This window comes from Hydrocoleum sp. CS-953 (assembly GCF_002260545.1).
Lineage (GTDB): Bacteria > Cyanobacteriota > Cyanobacteriia > Cyanobacteriales > Microcoleaceae > Trichodesmium.
The window spans coordinates 1-9,947 of sequence record NZ_LGSU01001322.1; the positions used below are offsets into that span (position 1 = coordinate 1).

8 protein-coding genes and 1 pseudogene are annotated in these 9,947 nt (G+C 33.3%); 8 read left to right on the forward strand and 1 reads right to left on the reverse strand.

Going from position 1 to position 9,947, the window contains the following annotated elements; all coding sequences use genetic code 11:
- Positions 1 to 818: 818 nt before the first annotated feature.
- A pseudogene (locus AFK68_RS24315) lies at positions 819 to 2,347 on the reverse strand (diguanylate cyclase domain-containing protein); the annotation flags it as partial.
- An 875-nt stretch (positions 2,348 to 3,222) separates the two neighbouring features.
- On the opposite strand from AFK68_RS24315, the gene AFK68_RS24320 reads away from it, so the two are divergent.
- From AFK68_RS24320 to AFK68_RS24350, 8 genes are all read left to right on the forward strand, one after another.
- Positions 3,223 to 4,458, forward strand: a complete 1,236-nt coding sequence (locus tag AFK68_RS24320) for an LL-diaminopimelate aminotransferase (RefSeq protein WP_094675793.1) — start codon at positions 3,223 to 3,225, stop codon at positions 4,456 to 4,458.
- Positions 4,459 to 4,729: 271 nt separating this feature from the next.
- Positions 4,730 to 5,002, forward strand: coding sequence for a Panacea domain-containing protein (locus tag AFK68_RS42505; RefSeq protein ID WP_246844430.1), 273 nt, complete (start codon positions 4,730 to 4,732; stop codon positions 5,000 to 5,002).
- A 283-nt stretch (positions 5,003 to 5,285) separates the two neighbouring features.
- Entirely contained in the window at positions 5,286 to 5,450 is a 165-nt protein-coding gene (locus AFK68_RS37275; RefSeq protein WP_168186634.1) for a hypothetical protein, read from the forward strand.
- Positions 5,422 to 5,631 carry a hypothetical protein gene (locus AFK68_RS24330; RefSeq protein WP_094675795.1) on the forward strand — a complete coding sequence of 70 codons (210 nt, stop codon included), beginning with the start codon at positions 5,422 to 5,424 and terminating at the stop codon, positions 5,629 to 5,631. The genes AFK68_RS37275 and AFK68_RS24330 overlap by 29 nt, the downstream gene beginning before the upstream one ends.
- Positions 5,632 to 6,033: 402 nt before the next feature.
- Positions 6,034 to 6,201, forward strand: a complete 168-nt coding sequence (locus tag AFK68_RS37280) for a hypothetical protein (protein ID WP_168186635.1) — start codon at positions 6,034 to 6,036, stop codon at positions 6,199 to 6,201.
- A 24-nt stretch (positions 6,202 to 6,225) separates the two neighbouring features.
- Positions 6,226 to 7,410: a DNA cytosine methyltransferase gene (locus tag AFK68_RS24340; protein WP_094675799.1), complete on the forward strand. Its 1,185-nt coding sequence runs from the start codon at positions 6,226 to 6,228 to the stop codon at positions 7,408 to 7,410.
- A gap of 376 nt (positions 7,411 to 7,786) precedes the next feature.
- On the forward strand, positions 7,787 to 8,364 hold a 578-nt coding region (locus AFK68_RS24345), incomplete at its 3' end, for a Bpu10I family restriction endonuclease (RefSeq protein WP_246844431.1).
- A 459-nt stretch (positions 8,365 to 8,823) separates the two neighbouring features.
- The gene (locus AFK68_RS24350) at positions 8,824 to 9,675 is read left to right on the forward strand and encodes a M23 family metallopeptidase (protein WP_246844432.1); all 852 of its coding nucleotides are present in this window, start codon (positions 8,824 to 8,826) and stop codon (positions 9,673 to 9,675) included.
- Positions 9,676 to 9,947 lie beyond the last annotated feature (272 nt).

A 9,947-nucleotide genomic window follows, 5' to 3' on the forward strand; every position in this document is an offset into this window, starting at 1 on the left:
AATTATTAATTATTAATTATTCGGTCAAATACGGATAAATGATGAGTGAGCAGTCAGCAGAGAAGAGGTAAGAGAAAGGAAAAAATTATATTATAGCAATTCCCAAAAAGCGTGAGGTACAAAATTTTAGGTTTGAGGGAACACTTAACACTTAACAGGGAACAAAAATACAAAAATACAACTGTACCTCATAACCTTGGGAAAGGCTATATTGACGGTTGAATACTTATCAATAAGTCAGTGGTAAGTATAACAATTCTCAAAAAGCGTGAGGTACAAAATTCTAGATAATAGGCAACAGGCAAGAAATATAAAAGTGTACCTCACACTTACTGATAAATGCTTTATAGCGAGATTAGTCTAGAAGGAGAGGAAAGATTTTTTGATCGCTAATCAAACTTAAATAGACTGGGTATTACTATTACCATAATATAAGCACCTGTACAAAATTAATTTAATATTTGTAAGCAATGAACAGCTTAACTAAGAACAAAAAATATACTTGTATACAACAGCAGTAAATATATCGCTGAAGTCAGACTTAAAAATTATTGATCTGACTAAATTTGAGAGAAGCAAGAATTTCCTAATAGTAATGGTGAGTGCTATAAAAATAATTTAGCTGACCTACTTAAAGTGAGCATTAAATATACAAAAATTAATTTTCGTTGAATGTTTAATTAACAAATTAATTAACAAACACAGCTATTTCTATGGGCAACAACACAATTACGTCCCTGTTCTTTAGCTTTATAAAGTGACTGGTCAGCATCTATTAATAATGTACGAGGGGATAATTTAAACTTAGGAACTATACNCTGTTATTGGTAAAACTGTTCCGAAAAACACAGCTATTTCTATGGGCAACAACACAATTACGTCCCTGTTCTTTAGCTTTATAAAGTGACTGGTCAGCATCTATTAATAATGTACGAGGGGATAATTTAAACTTAGGAACTATACTACTTACTCCCAAACTTACAGTAACATAAGGACTTGTTTTTGAATAGGCATGAGATATCTCAAGGTTTTTGATTTCCACTCTAATTAATTCTGCTCTTCGTAAAGCTTCATCAAGATTTGTATTGGGTAATATAATTCCAAATTCTTCTCCACCATAACGACATACTAAATCAGTAGGAAATATAGCAACTTTACTAATCGCCTGAGCAACTTTTTTGAGACACTGATCTCCCTCTGGATGTCCATAATAATCATTGTAATATTTGAAATAATCTACATCACAAATTATCAGAGATAAAGGCTTTTTTTCTTGTCTAAGTTGTTCCCATTTTTGGTGAAAATATTCATCAAATTTACGACGATTGGCCAGGGAGGTTAGACTATCTAAACTAGCAATTACTTGTAAATCTTGGTTAGCTTTTTTGAGAGCTAGTTCTGCTTTTTTGCGTTGAATTAACCCCCCTAATTGAGTAGCAACACCATTAACTAATTGCATAGAATTTTGGTCGAGGGAGCGAGAACTTTTCTGGAAAAAGACTAAAATAGCTAAAACCTTTTTATCTAGGATAATCGGAATTCCTAAAGCAGATTTAATACCTATTTTTTCAGCAATTTCAGAACAAATAGAAACAGAAGATTGTTCTTTAAAAATATCTTTTAGCCATTCTGACTGCTGAGAAGAGAAAACTCTTTGTAGGAAACCTGGATGAGAACTAAAAGTAATAATTTGATGCTGTTGTCGAAACTTGAGAGTAAGTGGTAAAGCACCATTGCTACTGTTACTAGCATACCAACCTCTACTAAATCTAAGCATTGTATTATCTTGATTAGGAATCCATGCTTCCCCAAAATCCCAATTCATAGTTTGGCATATTTCTGCGAGAATTATTTCTAAAGCTGATTCAAAATCAGATGCTTCACTAATAGCATAAGTCGCATTTAATAATAGTTGTAATCTAGCATTTTGTTGTTGTAATTCCTGCTGTAGAGAACGCAAGCGCAATTGATTTTCAATCCTGGCTAAAATCTCAATTAATTCAAATGGTTGAGTTATGTAATCTACCCCTCCCACAGTAAAAGCTTTAATCTTATCCATCACCCCACCCAAAGCAGAGATAAAAATCACAGGGATATCACAAGTTAGTTCATCTATTTTCAGAACTTCACAGATTTGATACCCATCCATTTCTGGCATTTTAACTTCTAATAAAATCAAGTCTGGAAGTATGAAATGAATAGTTTCTAGAACCTCCTTACTACTGGTGGCAATTTCCACCTTATACCCCTGGGTAGATAACAACTCAGTCAAAAGTTTTAAACTTTTAGGATTATCATTAATAATTAAGAGAGTTTCTCTGAATCTAGAATCTTGTTGTTGATGCATGATTTAGTAGGACTAGAGTGAACATAACTACTATTTTAGCTACCTAGAGGAAGCTATTGGCCAAATTTAAGCTTCTTAAAATTGTGTTCGGTTAAGGGGCGTATAGACTTGTAAGACTAACTCTCTCAACTAATAATTAATAGCTGTTTGATTGAATTTCACCTACTACATTAAGAAACCTACAAGCAATTTTTAATTGTTGTATGCACCCTGAACTGCCTGAAATATTATGTATAACATAACCTTTTAAGATAAAATATTTTAATTTAACTAATATAGCATTTTCATTGGAGTGTTGAAAGTACTTTTGAGAAAAAAACAACAGGGAAGCAAGTATATATAGCAATCCTATTTTATTCGTGGCAAAAATATTACTGCTTTTTAGGCAACAGGCAACAGGCAACAGGCAACAGGTAAGAGTTTCAACTTTTTTATCTACTTTTTGATTTGTCGCGACCTATTTAGGATTGCTATATTTTTCTTGATAATGGAAAAAACACACAGTAGTTTTTACCAGTTTTTACCAATTTTATATAGCAAGCCATGATAGATAATCAAGTATGAAACTCTTGCTAATGTTACCTTTTCCTGAATTTATAGAGAATTTATCTTTTTGCTTAGGTTTGGAAACAAAACCCATAAAATAAAATGTTACAACCTATTTAGGATTTCTATATGGATACAGGAAATATAGGAATAAAGATCAATAGGGTTCAGATAAGACTAAAACTTATCTTAAATTGTATTTATTTATAGACTCATTTACTTTCCTTCTTCTTTCCTTCTTCCTTCTTCCTTCTTCCTTCCCTCTTCCTTTGTTTGACTTTGAGTTTTCCAACAGGTCTAATGTTGTAAGTGACTTTTTTTAATCTACTATGGCAACAATTAACGATAATTACCTCAAACTCAAAGCAGGATACCTATTCCCAGAAATAGCTAGACGGGTTAATACCTTTGCCGAAGCAAACCCAGAAGCCCAAATTATTAAATTGGGTATTGGGGATGTCACCGAACCATTGCCAGAAGCTTGTCTTCAGGCCATGACTAAAGCTGTAGCAGAAATGGGCGATCGCTCAACTTTTAAGGGTTATGGTCCAGAGCAGGGTTATGCTTGGTTGCGGGAGAAAATTGCGACTCAAGATTTTCAAGCTAGGGGATGTGATATTGATGCCTCGGAAATTTTTATTTCTGATGGCTCGAAGTGTGATACTGGTAATATTCTAGATATTTTTGGCAATAATAATACTATTGCTGTGACAGATCCAGTATACCCAGTGTATGTAGATACTAATGTAATGGCAGGTAATACTGGTGATGTAAATGAAAAAGGGGAATATGAGGGGTTAGTTTATTTACCAATTACAGCAGATAATAATTTTACTGCCGAAATTCCTACTCAAAAGGTAGATTTAATTTATTTGTGTTTTCCGAATAACCCCACTGGTGCGACTGCGACAAAAGAATATTTGCAAACATGGGTAAATTATGCAAAAGCGAATGACGCCATTATTTTATTCGATGCTGCTTACGAAGCTTATATTACCGATGCAAGTCTTCCCCATTCTATTTATGAGATAGAAGGAGCAAGAGAATGCGCGATCGAATTTCGCTCCTTTTCTAAGAATGCTGGTTTTACTGGTACTCGTTGTGCGCTGACTGTCATACCCAAAACTCTCAAAGGGAAAGCTGCTGATGGTTCCGATGTAGAATTATGGAAATTGTGGAACCGCCGTCATTGCACTAAATTTAATGGAGTTTCTTATATCGTGCAGCGGGGTGCAGAAGCAGTTTACTCCGAGGAAGGAAAAGCGCAAGTGAGAGCATTAATAGAATTTTATTTAGAGAATGCAAAAATTATTTGCTCCCAGTTACAAGCAGCAGGGTTAACTATTTATGGTGGAGTCAATGCACCTTATGTGTGGGTGCAGACTCCTACAGGTTTGTCAAGTTGGGATTTTTTCGATAACCTATTGCAAAATTGTAATGTTGTGGGTACTCCCGGTTCAGGTTTCGGTGCTGCAGGTGAAGGTTACTTCCGAATTTCTGCTTTTAATAGTCGGGAAAATGTCAACGAGGCGATGAAACGGATAACTGAGAAGTTTAAAATTTAGACAGGCGATCGCCTTACAGAGAAACCGGGTTTATCGAATAAATTTCCTGAAAAAGAATAATTATGGCAATAAAGCCGGTTTTTTATTTCGAGCGTTCGTTCTTAATTAGACAGAAACCTGGTTTATCCAAGAAATTTCCTGAAAAGAGTAATTATGGTGATCAACCCGGTTTCTTGTTTAAAGGTTATGTACTTATGCAACTACTTATTTAGTGCTAAAATAATAAATATATATAGCTTTATTAAACTAAAAATAAAAAGATAAAAGTGCAATGATTAACCCCTTAGAAGTAGCCAAATATTTCATTATGCGGGCTTATGAAGATGGTAGAGAAGCTCAAATAACTAATATGAAAATACAAAAACTCCTCTACTATAGCCAATGCTTATATTTAGCTCTTAATGGTGAACCTTTATTCGCTGATGAAATACAAGCTTGGCGATATGGTCTTGTTTGTCCTCCTGCTTATAAATTTTACAGTAAATTTGAAGCCGAACAATTACCAATCCCAAACCAGGAAAGTATTACTAATATTCCCTCATAAATCAAGGACGTTTTAGAGGAAACTTGACAATACTTCGGTGAATATGATGCTTACTATTTGAGTGATTTAACCCACCTAGAATTTCCGTGGCAAAAAGCGAGAAAAGATTTACCGAAATATTGTGGTTTAAAGCCTCCCCTTTTAAGGGGATAATAAATAAAAATTTTCCTGTTTGTCAATCCTCTCCTTTTCAAGGAGAGGTAATTCGCGCATTCTTAATTCGCGCATTCTTAATTCTTGAACTAGTAATGCAATTTCAAGCGAACCTATATTATTAGAAGATATGCGTTTATTAGGAAAAGAAAAACTTTTAGAAATTGAGAAAGAACATCCTCACTACCCTTCTATTATTTCTCATATTTTAAAAGTAGCAATAGAGTCTAAAGAAGAACCAAAATATATTCATAAAGGAGAAGTGAATGACTGGCTCAACTCCCTTCTTAATTGAGAAGACTACTAACTTTGAACGGAGTTTTAAAAAGTTAGTCAACACCTATAAATCTCAATCTCAAAAACAGGAATTTATTCAGATTATTAGTCAGTATCTTGATGAACTAATTATTCATCCTTATCCTACTCAAGCCAAGGTTGAACCTTTACCAAGTGGTCTGAAATTACCTGATTATTAATTATTAATAATTAAATAATTCTGGTTTAAAGCCTCCCCTTTTAAGGGGAAAAAAGCGGTCGTTTGCGGAGCATTCCGTCAGGAAAGCTGTGCGTTAGCTAAACGCCATATCCAATCGACCAAGAGAAGAAATGATATTTCCCGATCTTCAATCAAGAACGGTTTTAACCAGAGGTAATTATCAATTATCAATTATCAATTATCAATTATCAATTATCAATTATCAATTATCAATTNATCTTCAATCAAGAACGGTTTTAACCAGAGGTAATTATCAATTATCAATTATCAATTATCAATTATCAATTATCAATTATCAATTATCAATTAATGAACTGATGAATGGCAATTTTATAAATTAGTTTTAGCCATTGCTAAAGGTGCATCAGGACAAATTAGATTAATGTATTTAGTTGAGGAGAAGAAAAGAGTGATTAAGCCTTTATGGATTTATAATCATCAACAATTTAAAAAACGTCCTCCTGCTCAAGATATTAAAGATTTCATTCAAGAAATTTTTGAGGAAAAATATATTGACAGAGAAACTACTAAAAATCAAATAGTTGTTTAACTATTTTTGCCAAAAGTATCATTTATGAAACCATTAATATTAGATATTTTTTCCGGTGCAGGTGGATTTAGCCTTGGTTTTAAGTGGGCAGGTTGTCAAATTATTGGTGCTATAGAAATAGATAAATGGGCATCAGAAACTTTTGCTTATAATCATCCAGATGCAGTTGTTATAAATCAAGATATTACAAATATTACTAATAATGACATAGTAGCGATTTGGGGTAATAATAAACCGCAAATTGTTATAGGAGGTCCGCCTTGTCAAGGATATTCTATTTGTAATAAAAATGCTGGAGACCCTAAAGACCCTAGAAATAACTTTTTTAGAGAATTAATTAGAATAGCTAAAGTGTTTGAGCCAGAAATATTAATTATGGAAAACGTACCTAATATGATTAAATTTCGGACTCATTCTCAAATCAAAGTTATCGAAATTATTGAACAAGAATTAAAAAAGATTGGATATAATGTCTACACAAATATATTAGAAGCTACAGCATACGGCGTACCTCAAATTAGAAAACGTTTATTTATTATTGCCTCAAAACGAGAACTAGAAAATCCCTTTCCCTTACCAACTCATGGAATATTAACTAATCAGCAAATGTCTTTATTTGGAGAAAATTTAAAGTTTTGTCCGACATTATGGGATGCTATTTATGACTTACCAACCTTAGAAGCTGGTGAAGGAAAAGAAGAGTCAAATTATTTCAAACAGCGGTCGAATGAATATCAAAAATTATTGAGAAATGGCAATAAAATTTTGTTTAATCACAAAGCAATGAATCATACTAAAAGAATGGTAGAAAGATTTGCCACAATGACTTGGGGAAGTTCTGGAAAAGACGTACCAAAACATTTACAACCACGACAAAGGAACTCTACAGAAATATCTCCAAAAATCTACGACCAAAATAATAGAATACTCCATCCAGATAAACCATGTCATATAATTCCAGCTTCATTTTATGCTAACTTTGTTCACCCTTATCAACACAGAAATTTCACCGCTAGAGAAGGTGCAAGAATACAGTCATTTCCAGATAGTTTTAAATTTATGGGTAAACCAACAGTTGTTAGTCATAAACTACTATCTAGAGAAGGTCGTTTAGCAGAAAAACATTTATGTCAATACAATCAAATTGGAAATGCTGTTCCTCCTTTGTTAGCTAAAGCTATTGCTGATAATATATTAAAACAGTTGTAAAATTGAGGCAAATAAAATGTATGTTCATGGTTATTTCAGTTATCAGTTATCAGTGAACAGCACCTCCTACTAATTTATACCAATTTGAAAAAGAATGCTATAGTTAGGTGACACTTCAATTATTAGGTAATTAACACGAGCTTTTTAATCTTTTTGATAATTATTAGCCAGAAGCGCCTTAATTTTTCTTATGTTTCCCCACTCCCCTACTCCCCTACTCCTGCGCTCAAGAAAATGTAGCAAACATTGATCAAATTGGTATTAGGAGGAGCGAGTAGAATTGTTGAATAAATACAAAGATTTTCTAGAACAACAATACTATGCAGAAAAATTTGATTCTCGTTCAAATCTCCATTCATCTGTCTTGGAATAATTTATGTATTACCTTTTTAAAGATTTAGTTAATCAGTTTTCATCACAAGCTTTAATTGGAAAGTATCGTACTTTCAAAGATATATTTTTTCGGTCTGAAAATTATCAAGATATGCTCAGTCATCCTCATGCTTTAATTAAACTGAAAGATAATGATTTTGCCATAGGAGTAAGAATTAATGCCACAATGAATTGTCAGGGTTCCCAAGAATTAGAAAGTCATATTTGGGATGTACCTGCTGTAGTTATAGAATGCAAAACTTATTTAGATAAAACTATGCTTCAAGATGCAGCAACAGCAGCAGAAAAACTTAAATATAGAAATCCTAATGCTATTTATATTTTAGTAGCAGAATGGCTAAAATTAACAGATGCGGTAAATCTACGAAAATTCAAAATAGACCAAATATATGTATTAAGAAAACAAAAGAATACTGATAGAGAATTTCGATTTAAAGAAGGGTATATTAAGCACCCTATATATGCAGACGTCGTAGAGCATTTATTTGTTTATATTCGAGATTATTTAACATCTGATTGGGAAGGCGGTATTAATTTTGGTTTGAAGCGTGGTTATTTGATNATCCGAAAAATATTAAGCACCCTATATATGCAGACGTCGTAGAGCATTTATTTGTTTATATTCGAGATTATTTAACATCTGATTGGGAAGGCGGTATTAATTTTGGTTTGAAGCGTGGTTATTTGATTTAGCTGAATAATTTGGGTTGAAATTGATGGTACAATATATATTTTTGTTGAATTAGGATTTCTTTGAGCGGATAACTGAGAAATTTAAGGTTTAGGTAGGCGATCGCTAAAATCAAGTAACATTAAATAGTAAGGTGGGCAAAAACTGAGTTATCAATATCATGATCATGGTAAATCAAGTTGTATTTGTCCACCATATTTTTTTCTCCTTACTTGTTTAGGACTACCTTATTTTTTTAGTAGATTTATACAATTTAATTGTCTATGATTTCTCAACCCTGCTTTTACCTTATAACTACATTATTATCCTTAATTAACCCAGTATTAATAATGCAAGTTAACGCCCAACCCCAACGAATAAAAGTTCCCACTCCTTCTATTTCAGAAGAAGCACAAAAAGTTTGCCCCCCACCCGCATTATCTCGTCTCCAACGCCATACCGTCGCCCCCGGAGAGACTATTGAAAGCATCGCCGAACAATACAACCTAATACCCCCAACCTTATTAGCATTTAATCGAGTGCTACAAAAAGGACAAGTAACCGTAGGTACTGAGATTGTCATTCCTCCCTATAACGGTATTGCCGTGAAAATACCTAATGGTAAAACCTGGAAAAATGTTGCAGAAAATTATAATATCCGTGCTGACGCTTTATATGAAGTAAATGGTTGCCCAGAAACACCAGCTCAACAAACACCAGAAATAGTTTTTTTACCAGGAGTAAATTGGTCTCCAGGAGGAAAAACACCACCAAAAATATCTTTATTAACAGGTTATCCTTTACCTTTTGAAGCTAGAGTAATTTTAGGTTATGGTTGGTTGTTACATCCCATTAAAAATCAAGTAGTTTTTCATAGTGGTTTAGATTTAATTGCTGATAGTGGTACATCAGTTTTTTCTATAGGAAAAGGTATTGTGGCATTTGCTGGTAAACAAGGAAATTATGGAAACTTAGTAGTAATTAATCATATTTCTGGCAAACAAACTCGTTATGCTCATTTAGATTCTATCAATGTTAAAACTGGTCAAAAAATTGAACAAGCAGAACTTTTAGGCACAGTTGGTCAGACAGGGCAACCTGATTTTGAGGAAGCTCATCTACATTTTGAAATTAGATATAATTCCCCTTTAGGTTGGGTTGCTGAAAATCCTAATTCTTATATGGAAGTTATTTTTAAGTAATTGAAAAAAACTTTTGATAATATCAAAGTGTTAATGAATCTATAAAACTGCAATTTTGAGTAAGTATATCTATTTTCGGATTCCTTTTCTCGTTCCAATTCTGGTTTACAAACTTTGGTTGCGCAGTTTGCCTCCGTTGCCAATAAACGCGCCGAACAACTCACCGTTGCGGACGTGCAACAATATCAACCCCAAATTCAAAAAATTCAGAGCAACGTTACTCGCTACGGGGTTTCCACCAGTTCCTTAGCTGAAGATATGGTAAAAAATGG